Annotated in this window: 17 protein-coding genes; 6 read left to right on the top strand and 11 right to left on the bottom strand. The window is 38.8% G+C overall.

The genetic code is table 11. The features are described from left to right. Nucleotides 1-106: 106 nt before the first annotated feature. Nucleotides 107-1,762 (bottom strand): porin, encoded by a 1,656-nt coding sequence (locus ACYSN2_RS07730; protein ID WP_461749679.1) that lies wholly within the window; start codon nucleotides 1,760-1,762, stop codon nucleotides 107-109. A 349-nt stretch (nucleotides 1,763-2,111) separates the two neighbouring features. Further along, nucleotides 2,112-3,365: a multidrug effflux MFS transporter gene (locus ACYSN2_RS07735; RefSeq protein WP_461749680.1), complete on the bottom strand. Its 1,254-nt coding sequence runs from the start codon at nucleotides 3,363-3,365 to the stop codon at nucleotides 2,112-2,114. Between the two features lie 444 nt (nucleotides 3,366-3,809). Between ACYSN2_RS07735 and cysS the strand changes: the two genes are divergently transcribed. The 3 genes from cysS (at nucleotide 3,810) to ACYSN2_RS07750 (ending at nucleotide 6,846) form a co-directional block, all read left to right on the top strand. Then, on the top strand, nucleotides 3,810-5,174 hold the full coding sequence (gene cysS, locus ACYSN2_RS07740) for a cysteine--tRNA ligase (RefSeq protein WP_461749681.1): 1,365 nt from the start codon (nucleotides 3,810-3,812) through the stop codon (nucleotides 5,172-5,174). Continuing rightward, nucleotides 5,171-5,446, top strand: coding sequence for an HP0495 family protein (locus ACYSN2_RS07745; protein ID WP_461749682.1), 276 nt, complete (start codon nucleotides 5,171-5,173; stop codon nucleotides 5,444-5,446). The genes cysS and ACYSN2_RS07745 overlap by 4 nt, the downstream gene beginning before the upstream one ends. A 170-nt stretch (nucleotides 5,447-5,616) precedes the next feature. Continuing rightward, nucleotides 5,617-6,846, top strand: coding sequence for a hypothetical protein (locus ACYSN2_RS07750; protein ID WP_461749683.1), 1,230 nt, complete (start codon nucleotides 5,617-5,619; stop codon nucleotides 6,844-6,846). Between the two features lie 148 nt (nucleotides 6,847-6,994). Here ACYSN2_RS07750 and rluA read toward each other — a convergent pair whose 3' ends face one another. Beyond that, nucleotides 6,995-7,654 carry a bifunctional tRNA pseudouridine(32) synthase/23S rRNA pseudouridine(746) synthase RluA gene (gene rluA / locus ACYSN2_RS07755; protein ID WP_461749684.1) on the bottom strand — a complete coding sequence of 220 codons (660 nt, stop codon included), beginning with the start codon at nucleotides 7,652-7,654 and terminating at the stop codon, nucleotides 6,995-6,997. Nucleotides 7,655-7,665: 11 nt separating this feature from the next. Beyond that, nucleotides 7,666-8,061, bottom strand: coding sequence for a DUF4377 domain-containing protein (locus ACYSN2_RS07760; protein ID WP_461749685.1), 396 nt, complete (start codon nucleotides 8,059-8,061; stop codon nucleotides 7,666-7,668). An 82-nt stretch (nucleotides 8,062-8,143) separates the two neighbouring features. On the opposite strand from ACYSN2_RS07760, the gene ACYSN2_RS07765 reads away from it, so the two are divergent. Next, nucleotides 8,144-8,455 carry an NGG1p interacting factor NIF3 gene (locus ACYSN2_RS07765; protein WP_461749686.1) on the top strand — a complete coding sequence of 104 codons (312 nt, stop codon included), beginning with the start codon at nucleotides 8,144-8,146 and terminating at the stop codon, nucleotides 8,453-8,455. 34 nt (nucleotides 8,456-8,489) lie between these two features. On the opposite strand, the gene ACYSN2_RS07770 is transcribed toward ACYSN2_RS07765, so the two are convergent. The 4 genes from ACYSN2_RS07770 to ACYSN2_RS07785 form a co-directional block, all read right to left on the bottom strand. After that, nucleotides 8,490-8,810 (bottom strand): hypothetical protein, encoded by a 321-nt coding sequence (locus ACYSN2_RS07770; RefSeq protein WP_461749687.1) that lies wholly within the window; start codon nucleotides 8,808-8,810, stop codon nucleotides 8,490-8,492. Between the two features lie 131 nt (nucleotides 8,811-8,941). Continuing rightward, nucleotides 8,942-12,382 carry an FAD-dependent oxidoreductase gene (locus ACYSN2_RS07775; RefSeq protein WP_461749688.1) on the bottom strand — a complete coding sequence of 1,147 codons (3,441 nt, stop codon included), beginning with the start codon at nucleotides 12,380-12,382 and terminating at the stop codon, nucleotides 8,942-8,944. 137 nt (nucleotides 12,383-12,519) lie between these two features. Further along, nucleotides 12,520-13,080, bottom strand: a complete 561-nt coding sequence (locus ACYSN2_RS07780) for a regulatory protein RecX (protein WP_461749689.1) — start codon at nucleotides 13,078-13,080, stop codon at nucleotides 12,520-12,522. Continuing rightward, nucleotides 13,067-13,708 (bottom strand): hypothetical protein, encoded by a 642-nt coding sequence (locus tag ACYSN2_RS07785; RefSeq protein ID WP_461749690.1) that lies wholly within the window; start codon nucleotides 13,706-13,708, stop codon nucleotides 13,067-13,069. The genes ACYSN2_RS07780 and ACYSN2_RS07785 overlap by 14 nt, the downstream gene beginning before the upstream one ends. A gap of 188 nt (nucleotides 13,709-13,896) precedes the next feature. Between ACYSN2_RS07785 and ACYSN2_RS07790 the strand changes: the two genes are divergently transcribed. After that, nucleotides 13,897-15,534, top strand: coding sequence for an FMN-binding glutamate synthase family protein (locus ACYSN2_RS07790; RefSeq protein ID WP_461749691.1), 1,638 nt, complete (start codon nucleotides 13,897-13,899; stop codon nucleotides 15,532-15,534). Nucleotides 15,535-16,313: 779 nt separating this feature from the next. Here the strand turns inward: ACYSN2_RS07790 and gabT are convergent. Further along, the gene (gene gabT / locus ACYSN2_RS07795; RefSeq protein ID WP_461749692.1) at nucleotides 16,314-17,597 is read right to left on the bottom strand and encodes a 4-aminobutyrate--2-oxoglutarate transaminase; all 1,284 of its coding nucleotides are present in this window, start codon (nucleotides 17,595-17,597) and stop codon (nucleotides 16,314-16,316) included. 360 nt (nucleotides 17,598-17,957) lie between these two features. Between gabT and ACYSN2_RS07800 the strand changes: the two genes are divergently transcribed. Next, nucleotides 17,958-19,436: a PucR family transcriptional regulator ligand-binding domain-containing protein gene (locus tag ACYSN2_RS07800; protein ID WP_461749693.1), complete on the top strand. Its 1,479-nt coding sequence runs from the start codon at nucleotides 17,958-17,960 to the stop codon at nucleotides 19,434-19,436. Nucleotides 19,437-19,489: 53 nt separating this feature from the next. On the opposite strand, the gene ACYSN2_RS07805 is transcribed toward ACYSN2_RS07800, so the two are convergent. Both ACYSN2_RS07805 and ACYSN2_RS07810 read right to left on the bottom strand, forming a co-directional pair. Continuing rightward, the gene (locus ACYSN2_RS07805; protein WP_461749694.1) at nucleotides 19,490-20,476 is read right to left on the bottom strand and encodes an asparaginase; all 987 of its coding nucleotides are present in this window, start codon (nucleotides 20,474-20,476) and stop codon (nucleotides 19,490-19,492) included. 14 nt (nucleotides 20,477-20,490) lie between these two features. Then, complete coding sequence (locus ACYSN2_RS07810; protein WP_461749695.1) at nucleotides 20,491-21,804, bottom strand: MFS transporter; 1,314 nt, start codon at nucleotides 21,802-21,804, stop codon at nucleotides 20,491-20,493. Nucleotides 21,805-21,822: the final 18 nt, after the last annotated feature.

A 21,822-nucleotide genomic window follows, 5' to 3' on the forward strand; every position in this document is an offset into this window, starting at 1 on the left:
TCTCAGGATAAATGCCATCAACAATGAAGATCATCACTTCCAATAAAAATAACCTACAAAATGTAGGTTATTAAATATAGATTATTGAATTATGCCATAAATCATTTTAATAATGATGATATCTATGTTTATCTTCTATTATTAAGACTTCTTCCTCTTCTTTTTCATCTTCTGATGTATCTAAATCCTTATCTTTGTCTTCATCTTTATCTTCTGATGGTTCTAAATCTTTGCTAGACGCTTTATTTTGTGTTTTGTTCTGCGTTTTCTGCTCATGAATATTCTGAATCACTTCTTTTCTCACTTGATTCATTTCAGTTGAGTTTTGAGCGCTAGAATTCATCATAATTTTTTGAAGATCTTCCGTAGAACTTTCAAGTTCAGCGAGCTCTTCCAAAGACTGATGGAATGGATTATCTTGCTTTCCTGCCGTGAAAGTTCCCCAATCCCCTGTCATACCCAATATTGCCATCCTAGCGGGAGAACTATTCTCTTGCACAAAACCATATGCTGAATCATAGATTACGGGATTGTTGTTCCCAAGGTCTTCACTTCCTTTTAGTCCAATTCTAGAACCCGCATCACTTAAATTCGCAAGTTCAAGAGAGCGATTTGCAGCATCATAATTCCCTGCTTCAAGATAATCTACCGCTTCTTTTTGTCTTGCAACAATCTCTTGCGTCAGCGCTTTCACAATCACATCTTGATTCAGAGATTGCAGTGCAATTTGATCATCTGCCGTAAATTGCAAACGGATATCCTCATTTTTATCTTTCAATGTTTGGGTAAAAATATCTAAATACTGCGTATGAACATTCGCAACGATTTTGTCATCGCCGGCATTTCCCGTCATTGGTTCAATTTCTAACAACACATATTTTTCTTGATTCGCATAGATTTGATTCATATTTACCGTGACTTCACGACCTTTAATTTCGCCATCACGACCTAACAAGCGAATCGGTTTTACATCTTCCGGCAATTCAATGGTAATCGTGAAGTTTTGCGCCACAACCGACATGGAATCTCGGAACTCTCGATCCATCGCTTTTTCCAAATCTTGAATTTCCGCAATATACGCATGATTTCCGTCGCTATAGTTGGCGATTGCCGCCATTAAGTTTTCATTATAATCATGACCAATCCCTAACGTGCTCACGGAGATATTTTTTTGAGTCGCAAGCTTCGTTAACTCCACTAACTCCGGAACGGATGAAGGTCCGGTATTTGCTTGGCCATCGGATAACAGGATAATTCGATTAACTTTATTCGGATCAATATTTCTACTCACTTCCTCAATGCCTTTGCTTAAACCGGCAAACAGCGCCGTCATTCCTTGAGGTTGTAATCGATTATTAATCTTCTGAATCATGGCTTTTTTATCTTTGACTAATGTCGCTGGAATCACAACTTCCACACCGCTATCGTAAGCCACAATGGATAATGTATCTCTCTCATCCATAATATTCACTGCCATAATCGCAGCTTCTCTCGCTTTTTCGATTCTCTCGCCATGCATAGAACCCGATCTATCCACGACTAATACAAGATTTAACGGCACGCGCTGTTCTGCTTCCGCAAGCTCAAATCCTTTCAAAGATACTCTTAAAAAGTTCGGTTGAGATATCCCAGAGCTTAATACAACAGGATATGCCAACTCCGTTTTAATCGTGATTTCCTGAACTGGCGCCGCCATTGTCATGCCGGCATTCAATCCTAAAAATACCGAAAGCGCCGAAAATATACCCAATAATTTTTTCATAATGATTCCTGTGGTTCGTTGATAATAAGGCTATTATTCCCGAATCATTTTAAAAGTTGTGAAGTCCGTGTATTAACTTGTAAAGAATGTAAAGGCCATCAGAATGTTGCTTTATTTTTAAAAAATTCTTATGAATCATCACTATGAACTAATATAGCAATAATATTCAAAACGAATATTAAATACTGTTTAGATCAAGCATCCTCTCATTGATCATGCCAAAATCATGAAAACGACCGCAACAAAAAAGAGCGTATTTTATTACTCTTTCAAGTAGTAAATACGCTCTTTTAAAATATATTCTCTTCTATTCATGACATTAGATATGTCATCAAACCATCATGCTTTCTTATGCGGACTTCTCTACGGAAGTTGCTTGAGGTTCTTTTTGATCATCATTCTCTTCAACCTTTGATACTTTCTTCCAAGGTTGATACAACCAGAAGTAGGCAATCGCACCAAAAATTCCTGAAACGCCCATTACTGGCACAAGGAGATGCTGATAATGCGTCACGATTAAGCTCGCGATTGATCCTACAAAAAACTGTGTTGCCGAGTTCAGCGCCATTGCCGCACCTGCCCTATTGTAGTTGAGCTCGATAATTTGCGAGACAAGATTATTGCCGATAAATCCGGAAACGCACATTAATAAAAATGTAGAGATAAAGAAGCCAAAGACGGATTTATCGCCAATTGTGAGCATGACGATGCCGGAAATACTCATCCAAATTAAGCCAAAGAGAATGAGCGAAAGCACACTGAATCGGCGAAGTAAGAAGATATTTAAAAGTGCGCTCACGATCACACCGACAATATTCAAGCCAAAGAGAATGCTGAACATAAATTCAGATAATCCATATTGATCTTGATATAAGAATGATGAGCCCGTTACGTAAGCAAACGTGATTCCTGCCGGCAATGCACATCCTAAAATCGCGCCTAAAGAACGGCGATCTTGCAGGATTAAGAAGTAATTTTTAAAGGTTTCGGCAATAGTGATTTGCGGGCGATCTTCCTTTTTATAGGTTTCCGGCAAAAAGAAGAACGTGAGGAGAAATGCCATAGAACCAAAGAAAGTGAGCACCCAGAAAAGCGCTCGCCAGCTATCAAAAATATAGAGCATTGCCACGCCAAGAAGTGGCGCAAGAAGCGGTGCAATCATCATAATGACTTGTACCACAGACATCATGACAGCAACTTGTTTCCCTTTGAAAACATCCCGAATAACCGCTCTTCCCACAACCATACAAGCGCCGGCGCCGATGGCTTGGATTAAACGGAGCCATTGCAATCCTTCAATGCTTGAGACAAATGTGCTCGCAATACTTGTGAAAGAGTAGATTACAGCGCCGATCAAAATGATATTTCTACGCCCATATTTATCTGACAATGTGCCGTAGAACATCATGCCGATACAGAGCCCGACTAAAAAGAGCGTTAAGGTCTTTTTCACTTCTGCATCTGTAGTCGCAAAGCCTTCTTGCATCTGTAAAAATGCCGGCAAATAGAGGTCTATCGACATCGGTGCAAATGCGCCCATCAAAGTAATAATGACGACTAAAAGCGGTGCATTAGGAAGTTTTTTCGGGGTAAAAATAGCCATAAAATCAGAGATTCACTTTAAGTAAAAAATTTGAGAAGTCGTATTTAAGATCATTACAATATGCTTTACAAAATATCATTGTAAGACTTCATTACAAGCGCATTTTTAGAATCATTTTAGAGATATTTCCTGAATGATTCGGCGTGCAAATGAGAATGATAATTATAACACAACGATTCACAATAGGATTTACTACTTGATTCAAATCAATTCATTCATCTTATTCCCATCACATTCATCTATCTGCTCAACCTTCTTTCTCAGACATCTGTCGCCCTTTTGCTGAATATTCTAAATCGGTTATCACGGGATATTTCAGGAAAAAATCCTCCTAAATAGGAGGATTGAGCGATTTATCCTTCGTGCATATCATTGTGAGGAAAGATACGCTAAAATGTTGCATCCACTTGTTCGTGACTAATTAGAGAATTGAGAATAAATACAATGATTCAAGTTTACAATAGCTTAACGCGAAAGAAAGAACCCTTTGCTCCCATCAATCCTAATCACATTAATATGTATGTTTGTGGAATGACGGTTTATGATTATTGTCACATCGGTCATGCTCGCTCTTTAGTTGCATTTGACATGATTAATCGTTATTTCCGCCACAGAAATTTCAATGTAAAATTCGTGCGTAATATCACAGATATCGACGATAAAATCATCGCTCGTGCCAATGAGCGTAATATTACTATCCAAGAATTAACATCTGAATTTATCGACAAGATGAATGAAGATTGTGATGCGCTTAATATCTTAAAACCCGATCAAGAACCTCGAGCAACGGAACATATTGCCGGCATGTTAGAGATGATTCAAGTCCTGATCGACAAAGGTTTGGCTTATCCTGCCGATAATGGCGATGTTTACTATCGTGTTCGTGAATTTAAGGATTACGGCAAGCTTTCTAATCAAGCTATTGATGAACTTCGCTCTGGCGAGCGTGTTGCTGTAGATCAATTTAAAGAAGATCCTTTAGATTTCGTTTTATGGAAGCATGCAAAAGAAGGCGAACCTGCATGGGATTCTCCTTATGGCCCAGGAAGACCAGGATGGCATATTGAATGTTCTGTGATGAGCGCTGAAGAACTCGGCACACATTTTGATATTCATGGCGGCGGTATGGATCTTAAATTCCCGCATCATGAATGTGAAATCGCACAATCAGAAGGTTGTCATGATCATCCAATGGCAAATTACTGGATGCACAATGGCTTTATCAATATTGATAACGAAAAAATGAGTAAATCCCTCGGAAACTTCTTCACAATTCGGGAAATTTTGGAGCGCTATCCTGCGGAAGTATTAAGATTTTTCATTCTTAATGCGCATTATCGTAGTCATATCAACTACTCTGATGAAACCATTGCACAAGCAGGAAATGGGCTTCGCCGCCTTTATACGGCGCTTAGCGAAGTGCCAAAAGAGATTCCGGCATTCCCTGAATCGCATCCATTAGTGGATAAATTTTACGCAGCGATGAATGATGACTTTAATTCTCCACTTGCGATCTCCATATTGTATGAAGCAGCAACGGCATACAACAAAACCAACGACGCGCTCTATTACACAATCTTAAAAGAGCTCGGCGCTGTACTCGGTTTATTACAACAATCACCAGAAGCATTCTTGCAAGGTGATAGCGAAGATCTCGGGATTGATATCGACGCAATGATTGTTGCTAGAAATGACGCGCGCGCCAATAAAAATTGGGCTGAATCAGATCGTATTCGTGATGAACTCAGCGCTCTTGGCATTGCACTTGAAGACAAAGACGGTAAAACTACTTGGAGAAAAATATCATGATTAATCCTGAAACAGGCGAATCCCTCATCGAATTTCCAACCCATTTCGCATTCAAAGTTACCGGCGAAAACACGGATGATTTCGAAGAAACCATTATTGCATTGATGACACAAGTTGATCCAAAATTAGATCACGATCGTATCAAACGCAATTTAAGTAAAACAGGCAAATATCTCTCTTTAACGATTGATGTATTTGTCACTGAACAAGGTCATATCGACAAAGTTTATGAATTACTCAAAGACGAGAAAAAAGTACTTTTCGCAATTTAAGATTCTTTCTTAAGAAATCTTCATAGCTTAAAAAGTTCAAAACTCGTTCTATAAAGACTAAATTTATGCAAAGCCCTTCTCAGGGCTTTTTTATTGTCCGAACAATCCAAAACTTGAAATCCTCTGCTTATAGGCAATAATGCTTTTCATACTATTTTGGGAGAGTAAGTGTGGTTTCAGTTATATTTGGTTTTTTGGTAGCCTGTTTATTGGCTTGCGCTGTAACAATAATATCAGCCTTGATTTTAAATTTTATTTTAGGATGTTGCAAAGTATTGCTATCGTTATCTAAAAAAGGAGAAAAAGAGTTTTTTTCTGTTACTCAAGTGATAACGGGCGCTCTTATAATCGTGGCTATTATAATCGCATCTTTATTATCCTTTACGGAGTTTAGTCCTGAAAGAGCGGTTGGGACAGGTGTTTTATTAGCAGGCAGTATAATATATATTCTCATTCTGATTTATATAATAAATGTAGATATAAAAATTGGAAAAGAGCGCAGAATTGAATGGGGAACTTTGGCTACACTTATATTAGTTTTCATTTCGATAATAACGCTAATATGGGATGATATTATTGATGATAAAAATGACTTGCTAGATGTAGCGAGCACTATAGCTACTATCTTTGCCGTAGAGCTAGCATTACTAGGATTTATGATTGCATTTTTAAGTCACAAGAGAAAATCTGGAATTTATATCGAGTGTGGCATTTATTTAAAAGCAAATGCATTAAATTCAAGAATACTGGATGTATATTTTACAAATTTAAAAGATAGAGCTGTAGTGATCTACGACTATGTGCTTGAAATCAAAAATGTAGAAATAAAAAGATTCCTAGAAAAACCTATAATATTAGATGGTTATAACGCTAAGGTAGATAGTTTTGATTGTAGTTTATTTTTTTATAAGCAAGCTATTTATAACCAAAATAACAAACAGGTACGGCATACTAATTTTATACAAACTGCATTAGATGTTGACTTTAGTGATAGAGTCAGAAAGTTTGGTAGTGATAAGTACTCATCAGATCGTCTTTTACATCCTTTAATTTGCGATATTACTAACGGGATGGGGGTAATTAGAGCTAGAACAAATCATGGGATCAAAATCTTTAAAACTAGAAGAGAAGATCGGCTAGAAAACGAAAAAGAAATGGTTTTATACCCTTATCCTGAGCTTGTGTTGGAAAAAGAAATGCGGGAAATGGAGAGGGTTTATCCTGAACATTATGCTACAGTTGTGAAGAGATTTAATAAAAATCAAGACGATAATAAAATTGATCATTTTGAAAAGGTTAATTTTATAGAGTTTTCTGAGAATGCCTTAAGAAGAAAAGATGATTTTTATGAAATCGTTGATTTAGGTTTTGGTACAAGTTCTGAAAAAGAAAAAAGGTAATTTAACTTTTAAAGTCCTTAGCAAATATTCGTAATAAAAAGCCCTTGATTAGGGCTTTTTATTTAACAATAGTTATAGCAAAAAATCTTATTGAGCTAATCTTATTGCGCCAATAATAACGAATATATCGCTCGTAAACATATCGAAACTAAAACTCTGCCGGTGCTTTGAAATGTAAGGTTTCGCCTGTTTCAGGATGTTGAAAAGCAAGCTCACTTGCGTGAAGTGCTAAACGATCTCTTGAGGTAAATGCTTTGCCTTCTGCATAAAAACGATCGCCTAAAATCACGTGCCCTAACGATAATAGATGCACTCTGAGCTGATGCGATCTTCCGGTAATTGGAGTCAGCTCCACTCGTGTGAAGTTTTCGGCTTCATTGCGAAACAGAACTCGATATTCAGTTTTGGCATTTTTGCCTCTTTCAAAGCACACCATCTGTTTTGGACGCTGTTCCCAATCGCAGATTAATGGCAGATCCACCACGCCACCATCTTCTTCCATCAAGCCCCAAACATCGGCAATATAACGCTTGGAGGTTTCTCGCTCTCTAAATTGGCGCTTTAATTCTCGCTCGGCTGATTTCGTCAGCGCAATGACTAAAATCCCACTTGTAGACATATCTAGCCGATGCACCGTTTCGGCATTGGGATATTGCCACTGCACTCTTGTAATCACGCTATCCCATAGCTCCACCGCTTTTCCGGGAACAGATAATAGCTCCGCCGGCTTGTTTACCACCATGATTTCATCATCGTGATAGAGAATATCAAGCCACGGAACAATGGGCGGATTGTAATAAAATTCCATGAATCACTACTTTATTTTGCTGATCGAAGCTTTGTCATGCTCAAGGTTTTTGGCATATTGTTAGAGGTTTTTGATTCTTTACTCACAACTTTTCCTAAACGATAAATAATAGAAGATTGATCCATTGCCACATTCTCACGTGGCGTTTTTTGCACTTCCACAATATATTCAAACCCTGGCTCATAGTTGAACCCTTCGATATTACTATAAAAATAAGACCATTCCTCAGTCTTATTAGAAGCCGTTTTAATATCGGTAATCTCTTCTACCAATAGGCATTTTTGCGGCACAATACCCACGCAATTAGCTTGTGAAGAAGCAATTTTTAACATCACGGTTTCTCCCGAAAAAGAAGCACATGCTGCAAGAAAACCGCCGAGTAATCCAATTCCTAATAACTTTTTCATTTGATCTCCTAAATTCCCGTAAACTGATTCTTTAATATTGTATCGATGGAACGATCTATTCTACCTAAAAAGGAACCTTTGCATGTATAAACTCATCTTTTTTGTACCCGATTCTCATGTAGAACTTGTAAAAGAAGCGATTTTTCAAGTCGGTGGTGGAAATATTGATAACTACTCCCATTGCGCTTGGCAAGTGCTCGGCGTTGGACAATTTAAACCTCTCGCCGGAAGCGATCCTTATTCCGGAGTGATTGATGAAATTAAAACTGTACCTGAATGGCGAGTAGAATTAGTCGTCAAAAAAGAACTCATTCAAGATGCCGTCAATGCCATGAAACGAGCGCATCCATACGAAGTGCCGGCATATGATGTGATCAAGGTTGAAGATTTCTAAGAGTTTCTAATATCTAATATCTAATATCTAATATCTAATATCTAATATCTAATAAGCATCCTTCATTAAAAAATGCCTGATTGTGAAATATCAGCTGATTCATAGCTGGTTCGAATGCTTGCATGCTTGTAAATATCACACGCCAGCAATGTTTGCTCTTCTTAGTTTTTAAACCAAAACCACTCTGTAAATGGAGCTGATTTATGGCTGGTTCGCATGCTTGTAAATATCCCGTGCCAGCAATATTCGTCCTTCTTAGACTTTTGATCCAAAACCACTCTATAACTGGAACTGATTCATGGCGGGTTCGAATGCTTGCATGCTTGTAAATATCACGCGCCAGAGATGTTTGCATACTTCTGCAGATCTCGTACCAACAGGATCAATCCCTTTACAAAGATAAAAAGCTATCGAATGTTGATCATCCGATAGCTTTTCTTTAATGCTTTTTAGCTTTATCTAAAATTCAGTTTTACAGTTTTAGATTTATGCTTCAGAATCCGAAGATTCATCGAGCTTTTTCTTTTCCGCTAAAACATGCGTTAACCAATGAGAAGAGATAATATCCGGCAATCTGTTTTGACTTGTTCTTGCCGTAAGGTTATCTAAATCTACATTTTTAAGCACTTGATCTTGCTGAGAACAGGTAAATACTGCTTGTGTGCGCTCGCCTGTTACAGGGTCAATCTGCCACTGTAAACATTGCCCACAAACCCCTTTCATCATACATTGCATCGGGCTTCCGATTGTTCCTGTAACATGAACATCTTCTTTGAAGCGATCATGCAATGTGCCGCCTTCTGAAAGCTCTTTTTGGAAGCCTTTGAGCATGCCGGTAGAACCCATCGCCATTAAACGATCTACTTCGCTCATATCGACAATGCCTTGCTCATCAAGCTCTTTAATGAGTTTAATCACATCCCATTCCACCACAGAATGATCTTGCGGACGGCGAGCTTCAATCGGATCGCCTTTTCCTACCGCCCAGATAATTTGATCTGCACCCGCTTCGAGTTCATCCATATGATCCACATCGTTTTTAGAACCCATTGCCGCAAGGTAAATCACTTTATTGCCGGCACTTCTAAGGGCAAAACCGATATCGAGCATCACCGCAGCGCCCCAACGTCCGGCAACGACTAAAATCGTTTTTCCGGTTGGAAGATCTGTCGGCGCTCCTGTTGGACCTGCAAGCACTACTTGATCGCCGGGTTTAAGGGATGGAATCAAGCGCTGACCTGTTCCCCATTGGAATACCAATAAACGCACGGCATCTTCTGTCGAACCTGTGCCGGAAACTGTTAAAAGTGGGATTTGTAAACGCGTGCCATCGACGATTTCACTGCCCGTTTCAAACGTCTGCATTCTAAAGAATTGCCCTGGTTTAAAGTTTTGTGCTGCCATCGGTGCTTTTACCCAAACTTCACAAACCGTTGGATTGGAGGAATCAATAGATTGAATTGTTGCCGTTAAACCTTCTCTCATCGTGAGTGCCAATGCATCATTCGATAATTCATTTACCGGCAATTTTTCTAACGCTTCCATAATAAATGGAGAAGTTTTCTTCGCACTGGCAATCGCTTTTACGACGTTGCCGTTAAACACAGGATGCGTATCACCGATGTAAGAAACGCGTTTTTCGCCTTCACGATAAGATGTGAATGGCGCAAATGCTTCCTTATTATTCGTTCCCCAATTGTACGGCACTAAATTACCGTCAAGATCATATCCTTGGAAATGATGTTTATCTTCAATTTCAATAGAACCCGGATACTCCGTGCCGTAAATCGTATTTGGTGATGTTCCTGCTGCAACTAATACCGCTCTTGCCGGAACTGTGACATCTTCTTCACCTGATTTTTTGAAGCGAATGCCTTTTACATGGCCATATTGGTCTAATTCAACACCTAATGGATTGAGCTCTTCCCCAAAGTGAATCCCTTCTTCAAACGCTTTCGTCACTTCTTCATGGTTTAACGTATATGCCGGAGATTCCTGCATTGTACGGCGATAGGCAATCATTACGCCGCCCCATTTATCAATAAGGGGAATGAAGTTTGGTGCAACGCCGGCAAGTTTTGCTCTTTCACGCTCTTCACGTACTTCTAAACCATGAGCTAAAAATTCTGTTAATGTTTCGTTATCTTCCGGCGATAAATTCTCACGAATCTTCTCTTCGCCGAGAACTTCTACATGATTCAACGTTTTTTCAACTTGTTTAATGTAATACGCTTGCACTTCTGTTGCCGTATCAATCGCCGTTAAACCGCCACCGATCACAACTGCCGGCAATCTTACTTGAAGGTTTGCAATCGAGCTATCTTTCGCAGCGCCCGTTAATTGCATCGCCATTAAGAAGTCTGAAGCTTGTTTCATCCCTTTTGCGAGCGAGTTATCAATCTTGAGAACTCGTGGAAGCCCAGCTCCCACCGCTAACGATACGTGATCAAATCCTAAATCAAAGGCATTTTTGAGCGTTAAAGTTCCGCCCAAACGCACACCGCCGTAAATATCCACATTTTGACGGCGAGAAAGGGTTAAATAGATGAGTTTCAGGAAGTTTTTATCCCAACGAACGGTAATACCATATTCCGCAACACCACCAAATCCGGCAAGTACACGATCGCCAAGTTTCTCTTCTAATGCAGACCAAGACTCAATCGGTTCATTCAACAATTTTGCCGGCAATGGTTCAATTTTAAGTCCATCAATTCCCACAACATGGCAGCCTTGCTGTGCAAGATAATGCGTCATCGTAAATCCTGCAGGTCCCATTCCGGCAACGAGCACTTTACGACCATTCATTTCTGCCGGCAGATAATCTGCTGGCTTAAGTGGATTCCATCTTGCAAGAAGGTTATAAATTTCAACGCCAAATGGTAAGTGTAAAACGGTTGAGAGAACACCTGTTTCAATTTGAGGAATATTCACAGGTTCCGCACGCTGATAGATACACGATTTCATACAATCGTTACAAATACGATGTCCTGTTGCCGGTACCATTGGGTTTTCAACCATGGTAATCGCCAAAGAACCGATGGATAAACCATCTTTCTCAAGGCGTTGCATTTCTGAGATCATCTCATCTAATGGGCAACCTGTTAATGTTTCTTCAAACGGATTTTTACGGAATCCTTGCGCTGGATCGCCTTTTTTAACAGGGAAACCAATGCTACAGAAATCGCCATCATGATCATGACAATATTTACAATATTCGATCTCGCTCGCAATCTCGTAACGATCCATACGATGATCCGTCAAATCAAAACCATCACGCTGACGAAGGGGTTTTGCGCCGACTTTTACCGGAATGCCTTGGAAAGTCGCTTCTTTGGTATCCACTAAATGATCAAAATCTAATCTTGCCGGGAATTTGAAAACAATCCAATCTTTCACACGTTCAATGCCAACAGGATCTTTCTCCGCTAACACTGCCCATTGATAGATTTGTTCAATTTTATTGGCATCTGTTTCAGGATCTAATGTGAGCGCATAATTGGCAATTTCCGCTTCTAACTCGGGATCTTCATCTTTTGCGCCAATGGTTTTAAGTAGAGCCTCATGATGCTCTTCAAACGTTCCTTCAATCGGCTGACGATAACGCTTTGCACCACGTTGAATAAACTGTGATTTAAAGAGCATTAAACGATCATAACCGCCGGCACGGAAAATAAGCGCTTCCGCTTCTTCTTCAATTCCGAACAGCTGCGCAATAAATGTATTGAGATATTTCCCTAACTCAATTTGAAACTCAGACTCTTCAATTGCAGTAAAGCTCGCTTCTCCACGTCTCCACTGTAAGAAAGTTTGTAATACTTCTTCTGGCAGTATTTGTTGATAAAGGGTATCAACTGCGATTAATCCTTCACGATTTTGAAGATCTTGAAAGCTTAAGCCATACTTCTGCAACTGTTCATCTAATACCATGTGTTTTCCTCTAATTCCCAACTCAAAATATTGTGCTATTTATTATACCTAGATTTTTTTAAAACGATGGAGATAGATCAAAAGCGCTCCATTCTTGAATGATAATTGACAATAACGAAGGCAATAAAACGCTCGACTTATTCTTCATCTTCTAAAAATCCACGCCGATAAAGCGCCGCTTTGTATTTATAAGGATCTGTCTGTTTAATCTTTCGCTCGGCAGTGTTTTTGGCTTCTTGCCAATTCACTTCCGAAAAAGCTTCCTGAATCTCTCTGTTCGACAGTTGATGCATGGAAGCGAGCTCATGGCGAATACGAATCGGGCCATATCCTAAACTCGCACGATTTTTACTATAACTATAAGCAAATCGCTCAAGGCTCAAATAGTTCTGTTCATAGAGCCATTCAATAATGTCATCCACTAACCATGCCGGACATTCTCTTTGCGTCAATTTTTGCCGAAGCTCCACTTCACTATGCTCACGGCGCACCAAGAAATTCATCGCTCTTTCTCGCCAATAACGCCAAAGCTTTCGCTCTGCGGCTTCCGCTTCCGCATCGCTCAGAATAGTATCAAAATTTGCTTCATCCACTTCTAATAGCGAATCAGATTCTGATATTTGCTGATGATCCTGATGATCATCTTGAAACGACTCCTCTAATGTGAATGTTTCTTTGAATTCTCTATCGTCTTCCACTGCGGCTCTCATATTGATCTAATTGGGAAGCAAGTTCTGTAATAATCTTGCTTGCTTTCGTACGTTCCATTGCGATTTCCGCTTCATTTTCGGCAATCTCTTCACGCTTTTTCGCCCTTAATGCGCGCTTTTCTTCTTTAGACTTCATCGGCACCGATTTAATTTCCATCAATGCGGCAAGTTCTTTATCAAAAGAACGATCATTAGGATTTTCCGGCATGACAGATACTCTAAAGGGGGGAATACGCCAACGCTTTTTAGAAATTTTATTGAGATGACTCTCGAGAGAATGGCGAATCTCTTTATGATAGAAGTTAAATGCCGCACCAAACTCTGCTCTTGTTGTGCCAATTATCCAATAACGCTTGCCGATAGAGGCCACAAATAGTCGTCCTTTTAGCCTTGGTGGCAAAAAAGCTTGAAACCATGGCTCAATATAAGTGAGTTGAAGGGATCTTTTTAGATAAATCGTGAGCATCTGATAAGGATTCGATGGGCTTCTTCGGCGAGATAACTGCCCAATTTCCATCTGAACATTGCGCAATTTACTACCAGCAACTCGGCTTTCTTCTAATCTTTTACGGGGAACAATCTCGTCATCCCATGGGTTTATTTCATTATTTTTCATAATAAGCATTATATAAGAGTTTCGGGGTAAAAATCTATTGCATGCAACTATAAATAAAAGAGTGTTAGAATAGTGAAAATATGTTCACTTATGCATAAATATTTCTAAAATAAAGTTGTGGAATACGTTATGATAGTGGCTCTTTTACCCTCATCTTATCAACAACAAATTTATAGGAGCTCCCCGACATGCATCTCGCTGCTCGATTTGGGCGTTATCTTCCCTTAATTTTCGTATTATCCTTCACTATTTACGGCATATTTTATGCTGAACATACCACCACAATGTGGGTATTAACAGGAATAACAGGCTTCTTATCGCTTGTTGGGATTATTGATATTTCACAAAATACTTATTCTGTTCGTAGAAACTACCCTATCGTAGGAAATCTTCGTTACATTCTTAAGCATTTCCGTGCGGAAATTCGTCAATACTTTATTGAATCAGATAGCGATCCTGTTCCTTTTACGCATGCACAAAGAAAATTAGTTTATGCACGTGCAAAAAACATTGCGCAAGACTCTGTATTAGCGTTTGGTACATTACAAAATGTATATGAACCTGGATATCAATTTGTAACGCATTCAATGTCTACAGTGCCGGAAGCAGATCCTGCAACCTTCCGTGTAACGATTGGTGGGGATGACTGTTTACACCCTTACTCTGCATCGATCTTAAATATCTCAGCAATGAGCTTTGGTGCTCTTAGTGCTCGTGCCGTTGAATCTTTAAATGGTGGTGCAAAGCTTGGTAACTTCGCACATGATACCGGAGAAGGTGGAATCAGCCCATATCATCGCCGTCAAGGTGGAGATCTGATTTGGGAGCTTGGTAGTGGTTACTTCGGTTGCCGTACTGACGATGGGCATTTTGATCCTGTAAAATTTGAAGAGCAAGCAGCAGATCCTCAAATAAAGATGATTGAAATCAAACTCAGCCAAGGTGCAAAACCAGGTCATGGTGGTGTTCTTCCTAAAGATAAAATTAGTGAAGAAATTGCGGAAACTCGTGGTGTTCCTAGAGATAGAGATTGTATCTCTCCGGCAAACCATAGTGCATTCTCAACACCGATTGAATTGTTAGAATTCATCAAAACACTTCGTGATTTAAGTGGTGGAAAACCAGTTGGATTCAAACTTTGTGTCGGCCATCCGTGGGAATTCATGGCGATTGCAAAAGCAATGCTTTTAACGAATATCCTTCCTGACTTTATCGTTGTCGATGGTAAAGAAGGCGGAACAGGTTCAGCGCCGATTGAGTTCTCTGATCATATCGGAACACCTTTACAAGAAGGCTTACTCTTTGTTCATAACGTTTTAGTAGGAACAGGACTTCGTAGCAAAATCCGTATTGGTGCAAGTGGTAAAATTATCACAGCATTTGATATTACAAAAACACTTGCGATCGGTGCAGACTGGGTAAACTCAGCTCGTGGATTCATGTTCTCATTGGGTTGTATTCAATCACGCAGCTGTCATACAAATACCTGCCCAACAGGAATTGCAACACAAGATCCTATTCGTCAAAAAGCGTTAGTGGTTGAAGACAAAATGGAACGCGTTAAGAGCTTCCATCACAATACACTTCATGCTTTAGCAGAGATTTTATCTTCTGCAGGGGTTTCGCATCCATCTAAATTGTTACCTCAACATCTTGTGATGCGCTCTTCTGAAAATGAAATTCGTCTCTTCTCTAATATGCACTTCTACCTTCCTGAAGGTTCACTTTTAGGCGAAGATATTGACAGCAACTACTACTCAAGTATTTGGAATATTGCACAAGCAGAATCATTCCAGCCAAGAGTCATTATGCCAAAAGCAGATTAATTTCTTAGAGATTTAAATCTCTACTAAGAAGAAACCATAAAGGTCAAGTTTTCTACATGAAACTTGGCTTTTTTTGTATGTGTATAATAAAAGCTAGTCATGATGCAAATTCTAAAGTCCATATTCTATTAAACATCTTACCTTATCGCTCAAGAAAGTACGACTGCACAACATAAGCTGATTTGTAGCTGGTTCGAATGCTTGCATTCTTTTAAAGATCTCGCGCCAGCGATATTGATCCTTCTTATATTTTAAAGATGAAAACAATAAGATCTATGAGAAATACTTACAAGATAAGAATGCGACAAAAGCGCAAGAATTTTTATTATTAGCGGCTAACAATGACAATAACAAGGCAATTTCACACTTGAAAGATGATGCATATTTATCAGAAAATTCTTTGAATATTTCAGAAGAAAAGAGAAAGTATTGCAAAGTGTCAAAGCACGAAAAACTATATCCTTATATTAATAAGATTACGTAATCGCAACGACCTTATATCATTCCCTGTGATACAAGAGAATTGATTTAAAACCGCTTTAAAATAGCTACCAGACATCTGTCATAAAATATAAATAAACAGATATCATCACAAAATTTCCACAAAAAAACGCCCTTCTTTCTCTGTAAAAATGGCTCCATTCCATTTCTTCCATCTCTACGAGAAAAAGGGCGTTACTACTCGGATTATTAATTCTGAAAGCAAAAGATCTTCCCCTTTTTCAAGAGGAAGATGAATTTATGCAGATCGTTTTAAACGATCTTTTTCAGATTTAAAATTATGCGTTAGCAAATGCTTCTGAAAGAATTGCTAAACCTTTTTCTAACTCTGCATCTGTAATTGTTAATGGTGATAAGAAACGAATGACGTTGCTGTGTAAACCTGCATAAAGAAGGAATAAACCGTTGTCGTTCGCATATTTAACAATTTTGCTTGTACGTGCTGCATCTGGTTTACCAGTTTCTGGATCTGTTAATTCTGCTGCAACCATTGCGCCTAAACGACGTACATCACCGATGTATTTATGAGTTTTTTGAGCGTCTGTTAAGTATGCTTCTAATTTCGCACCTAAAACTTCTGCTTGTTCATTCAAACCGTCATTTTCAACGATATCCATCACTGCAAGCGCTGCTGCACATGCTAATGGGTTACCAGAGAATGTACCACCAAGCTCACCTGCTCCTGGCGTGTTTACGATTTCCGCACGACCTACAACCGCACTTAAAGGCATCCCTGCAGCAAGTGATTTAGAAGTTGTCATTAAGTCAGGAACGATTCCGTAATGTTCCATTGCGAATAATTTACCTGTACGTGAGAAACCTGATTGAATTTCATCAGCGATGAAAACAATGCCGTGTTCTTGACAGAAGTTGTAAACATACTCAACGAAACGTTGTGGAGGAACGATAAATCCGCCTTCACCTTGTACTGGCTCCATGATGATACATGCAACAGTTTCAGCAGAAACTGTACCTTGGAAGAATTCATTGAAACGTGCAATTACGTCATCAATGTACTCATCAACGCTCATGTGGCTTGGGCGCTCATATACAAATGGGAATGGTGCTTGGTAGATATCTGAAGCGAATGGACCGAAACCTTCTTTGTATGGTTTAACTTTACTTGTTAAACCCATTGTGAGGTTTGTACGACCGTGGAATGCACGGTTGAATGATACAACGCCCGTTCTTTTAGTGAATTTACGCGCGATTTTTACAGCATTTTCAACAGCTTCAGCACCAGAGTTTAAAAGAATTGCTTTCTTCGCGTGATCACCTGCTGTCATTTCACAAAGTTTTTTACAAACTTGGATATAACCTTCGTACATTACAACGTTGAAACCAGGATGTGTAAAGTTTTGAAGTTCAGCTTGGATTGCAGCAATTACTTTAGGATGGCTGTGACCCACGTTCATTACACCAATCGCACCAGCGAAGTCGATGAACTCTTGTCCGCTTTCTGTCATTACAGTTGCATTTTTTGCAGAAGTTGCAATGTTTAAGTTACCGTTACCAACACCTTGTGCTACGTATTGTTCGCGTAATGCTTTTAAATCTGACATAAAGATTTCTCCAAATTAAATGATTGAAATTTGCGGTTTCGTATTATGCGTTTCAAAAACTCGTTTAAAAACGTTTTATACAAAACCTAAGGCCTAAACTTTAGTGTTATTATTCTTATTTAAAACAGGTGGGAGCAATCTACAAACCTCAACCAACGAGGCGCTCTATGATGTTGCCAGAGTGAGTCTTTCCTATCAGATAACCAGACAACATCATATCGAACCGAATCAGTATCATTTTGCAGATTGCTCTTCCCTGTTCTTGACGTGGATCATCATAAGTTTTTCATGTTTTTCTGACAATTAGCCAAAGATAATGAAATATATGGTATCCTCATACGATCGTATGAAGGAGCTCTTATGACAATGCAATTCACCATCAAAGAATTGATGCAACGTTCAGAATTAAAAATCACATTAAAAGCAGGAAAATTAGGTATTGAACGCCCGATTCTTTGGGCGCATACGTCTGAATTAGAGAATCCAAGTAAGTGGGTTTTGCCGCAATATCTCATCATGACAACAGGATTAGGAATTCCCAAAGATCCTGCGAAACAGAAACAATATCTCCAATATTTAATTGATGCGGAACTTGCCGGTCTTATCATCTCCGATAACATGAATGCACCGAGCGATTTATCAGCGCTCTACGAAATGGCGGATGCCGTTGGTTTTCCGGTCTTAATGAGCCATTACAATACGCCGTTTGTGCATATTGCAAAAATTATTAGTGATGCAAATAAAGATAAAAAAGAATCCATCAATCAGCAGCTCATTAAAGTCTTATACGAACATACAAGATCGCTCATTAAAGAGCATAATATTAATGACTTGGTAGATCGTGTTCGGGTGCTTTTAAATATCGAACTCTATTTAATAGACACATCAAGACCCGATGTACCGCCCTTTCCCGATGCATCTTATCCTACTCACTGGAAGGATTCTCTTGTAAAACTCGATTTTTCAATCCCGAAAACGCAACGTATTGAACAAGGTGATCATTCTTGTACGATTTTCCCGCTGAAAATGCAGGATTATGCCCTTATTTTTATTGATCACACTATTAATAATGATCTTCTACAAAATTTAATTCTACTTTTTAGCTTCTATATTGAAGGAAGAAAGGAGAATTTCTCTCAGCTTATTAAACTTGGGAAAGAGCTATTTGATGACATTTTGCATGATCGCGTGAATGAATCGTATATTGAAAAACGCTTACCTAATTTTAGAATAAATCCGCCCAATAGCCATATTGTGATTTTCCAAAAAAATCCCGATATTCATTATGAAAACTTCTTCTTCAATCATGCGATTTACGGCATTATTCAATCGCAAAATGAGTTTGTCATGATGCTAACAGATCGCGACAACATCGAGCTTCTCAGTACACATACGCAACTTATCGGCATTAGCAATCCTTTAGAAACTCTTTCGAGATTAAATGATGCAATCAAAGAAGCAAAACTTGCTTACAAGAAGAGCTCTAAAAATTACCCAATCCAATATTACGCCGAAGATAGCTATACAAAATATGGCGTTCCTAAAAGTATTGAAGATGCCAAAAAACTCTTTGAGCTCAATTTAGGTGCGCTATATCAGCAAGACCAAGCGAGAAATACACGATATCTCACCACTCTGAAAGTCTTTTTAGACAATGATCGCGCATGGGAGAAGAGCGCAAAACTGCTCTATATTCACAAGCAAACCCTTGTGTATCGTATCCAAAAAATCCAAGAAATCACCGGCAGAAGAACCGACAATATGGAAGATATTGTCGAGCTCTGGATTGCCCTTAAAGCCGGCGAAATTTTAGGATTGATTGAAGAGAGCCATTCATAAAACAAGAAGTATAGAAAAACTCGTCTATACCTCTTGTTTGACAGATAAGATAATCAATAAGTCATGATTTTCTGGTACTGCTCAAAATAATCCGCTACATCTGCATTATTAGATAAGGCTATGGTTGCCAAAATTCGAGATTTTTTAGGAGATATCCAGCCACTCATCACAGCTCCTCTTTTCTGGAGATCCATTTCACTTCCTATATAACCATATGTCTTATATGCCGTAGAACCAGACAATGTAGATGAGGCGATAACTACAGGAATATGCTCTGTAATTATTGATAGTTTTTCGGCTACCTCCTTCGAAACATGCCCAGCGCCAACTCCTGAAATAACCACCCCATCTATCTCTTTAAAAATTAAATCTAAGATATCTGAAGTGTCATTTAGGGTTGCTTGATATAAAAAAACCTTTTTATTCATCAAATTAGGTTTTGGGAAATAACAGCGTTGAGAAGATTGTTTAAAATAACTAACGCCCTGTTCAAATACTATTCCTAAAGGTCCTACTTGGGAGTGAAATGCGTCCACATCTGAAGTATGCTTTTTTTCCACCCACTTTGCTTCGTATACCCAATTGTTCATAACAACAAGGACACCACGATTTCTACTATTATCTGCAGATGCTACTAGCAATGCCGCTAGTAAATTCGCTGATCCATCAGCACTTAATTGATCAGGCGATCTCATCGCTCCTGTAAGAACCAGCGGTACATCTAAATCCCAGATTAAATCTAATAAAAATGCAGTCTCCTCAAGAGTATCGGTTCCTTGAGTTAAAACAATTCCCTGAACTCCTTGTTCCACTTGCTCTTTTGCCCAATCATAACATTCTAAAATATTTTCAAAACTAATATGGCTGCTTGGAACCTGAAATAGATTCTTAGAAATAATTTCCACGTTTTTTAATGATTGGTTATTTTGAATAGTAGCAAGTAAATCTTCTGCTCTTAATGAAGGAGTCACTCCTTCTTCCGGAACAGATTTTGTCATACTGACAGTACCACCTAATGATCCTATCGCTATTATTTTCATCTTTATTCCCCTTTTTATTTTAACTGCCCAGGTCTTACTAACAACATTGAAAACATTCCGATACCAGTCACGACCGCAGCGGCTGTAAACATCGCACTGTAGCCCGATTGACTGACTAAATATCCAGTTAAAGTTGGCGCTAAGACAGCCCCAATGTTAGATAAAAAATGCATCATCCCGCTGTAAGTTCCTATCTTATTCGTAGGTGTCGTATCAATAACAACAGTCCAATACACGGTATTTGCGAGGGCATTTAAAGCATTCCCTATTGAAATCAAAGCAATAACAGCAGCTGCACTCGTTACTAAATTTACCGATAAAAAACAAAGGGTCGTCAATAACAGAACGATTGCCGCAAAGACACTTCTCGCAATTCTTAATTTCCCTGTTTTTTGGAAAAGCCAATCCGAAAATCTCCCCCCTATCAAAACGGTAAAACAAGCTCCAACCCAAGGAATCATTCCCATGTACCATAATGATGACAAATTATAATCAAACTGATCCTGTAAAAATCGTGGGGTCCAAGTTAATAATAGAAAATTCACATAAATGAAGGCAAAATAACCAATAGTATTAAAAACTAATGTTCTACTCTTAAAAAAATCAAACCACTTTAAATTGCTTTCTTGCGCAGTAATAGTGCCAGATTCAGTTGATGATCGATCTTGTCCTGCTTCAATTTCTAATAATTCCTCTGCGGATACATACTTATTTTCTCTAGGCGTATTAGTAAAATAACGCATAAGAATTATGATAGCTAAAAGCCCTACAACCCCTAAAATAATAAACATCGCTCGCCAGCTACCGGTTAATGTTAATAAACCAACTGCAACAGGCGCTGTTAATAAAGCTCCTAATGGAGTACTTAATAATCCAATTCCTACAACGAATCCTCTCTCTTTTTTAGTCGCCCAACTTCCTATCGTTTTATTAATAACCGAATATGCCGGTCCCTCAGAAAAACCAAAAAATATACGCATTACAGCGAATCCAGCTAGGGCAGACCCTCCAAAAAGCATCATCCCTATCTCACCAGCGTAAGCCGTCATAATCTCAAAAACAGACCAAGCTACTCCCGCGACAATCCAAACTTTCTTGGCTCCCCACCTATCTGCTAACGCACCCCCAATTAATGCTCCAAACATATATCCGTAACCAAAATAACCTAATAAGCTCCCCCAATCTTTATTATTAAATCCAAACTCCTCCATGATTTCTGCACCAGCATATGACAATGCTCCGCGATCAATATAGTTAATTAGTGCTACGACTAAAACCAATAAAAATATTGTATATCTGAAATTTTTTCTTTTATTTTCTATTTTCATAACTTCTCTCCTTTGGAT

This window comes from Ignatzschineria sp. LJL83, assembly GCF_054871845.1.

What these genes read in the sequence shown, in the direction of transcription:
- ACYSN2_RS07730 (WP_461749679.1), bottom strand. Translation starts at nt 1,762, where the DNA reads ATGAAAAAATTATTGGGTATATTTTCGGCGCTTTCGGTATTTTTAGGA.
- ACYSN2_RS07735 (WP_461749680.1), bottom strand. Translation starts at nt 3,365, where the DNA reads ATGGCTATTTTTACCCCGAAAAAACTTCCTAATGCACCGCTTTTAGTC.
- cysS (WP_461749681.1), top strand. Translation starts at nt 3,810, where the DNA reads ATGATTCAAGTTTACAATAGCTTAACGCGAAAGAAAGAACCCTTTGCT.
- ACYSN2_RS07745 (WP_461749682.1), top strand. Translation starts at nt 5,171, where the DNA reads ATGATTAATCCTGAAACAGGCGAATCCCTCATCGAATTTCCAACCCAT.
- rluA (WP_461749684.1), bottom strand. Translation starts at nt 7,654, where the DNA reads ATGGAATTTTATTACAATCCGCCCATTGTTCCGTGGCTTGATATTCTC.
- ACYSN2_RS07760 (WP_461749685.1), bottom strand. Translation starts at nt 8,061, where the DNA reads ATGAAAAAGTTATTAGGAATTGGATTACTCGGCGGTTTTCTTGCAGCA.
- ACYSN2_RS07765 (WP_461749686.1), top strand. Translation starts at nt 8,144, where the DNA reads ATGTATAAACTCATCTTTTTTGTACCCGATTCTCATGTAGAACTTGTA.
- ACYSN2_RS07770 (WP_461749687.1), bottom strand. Translation starts at nt 8,810, where the DNA reads ATGCAAACATCTCTGGCGCGTGATATTTACAAGCATGCAAGCATTCGA.
- ACYSN2_RS07775 (WP_461749688.1), bottom strand. Translation starts at nt 12,382, where the DNA reads ATGGTATTAGATGAACAGTTGCAGAAGTATGGCTTAAGCTTTCAAGAT.
- ACYSN2_RS07785 (WP_461749690.1), bottom strand. Translation starts at nt 13,708, where the DNA reads ATGAAAAATAATGAAATAAACCCATGGGATGACGAGATTGTTCCCCGT.
- ACYSN2_RS07790 (WP_461749691.1), top strand. Translation starts at nt 13,897, where the DNA reads ATGCATCTCGCTGCTCGATTTGGGCGTTATCTTCCCTTAATTTTCGTA.
- gabT (WP_461749692.1), bottom strand. Translation starts at nt 17,597, where the DNA reads ATGTCAGATTTAAAAGCATTACGCGAACAATACGTAGCACAAGGTGTT.
- ACYSN2_RS07800 (WP_461749693.1), top strand. Translation starts at nt 17,958, where the DNA reads ATGACAATGCAATTCACCATCAAAGAATTGATGCAACGTTCAGAATTA.
- ACYSN2_RS07805 (WP_461749694.1), bottom strand. Translation starts at nt 20,476, where the DNA reads ATGAAAATAATAGCGATAGGATCATTAGGTGGTACTGTCAGTATGACA.
- ACYSN2_RS07810 (WP_461749695.1), bottom strand. Translation starts at nt 21,804, where the DNA reads ATGAAAATAGAAAATAAAAGAAAAAATTTCAGATATACAATATTTTTA.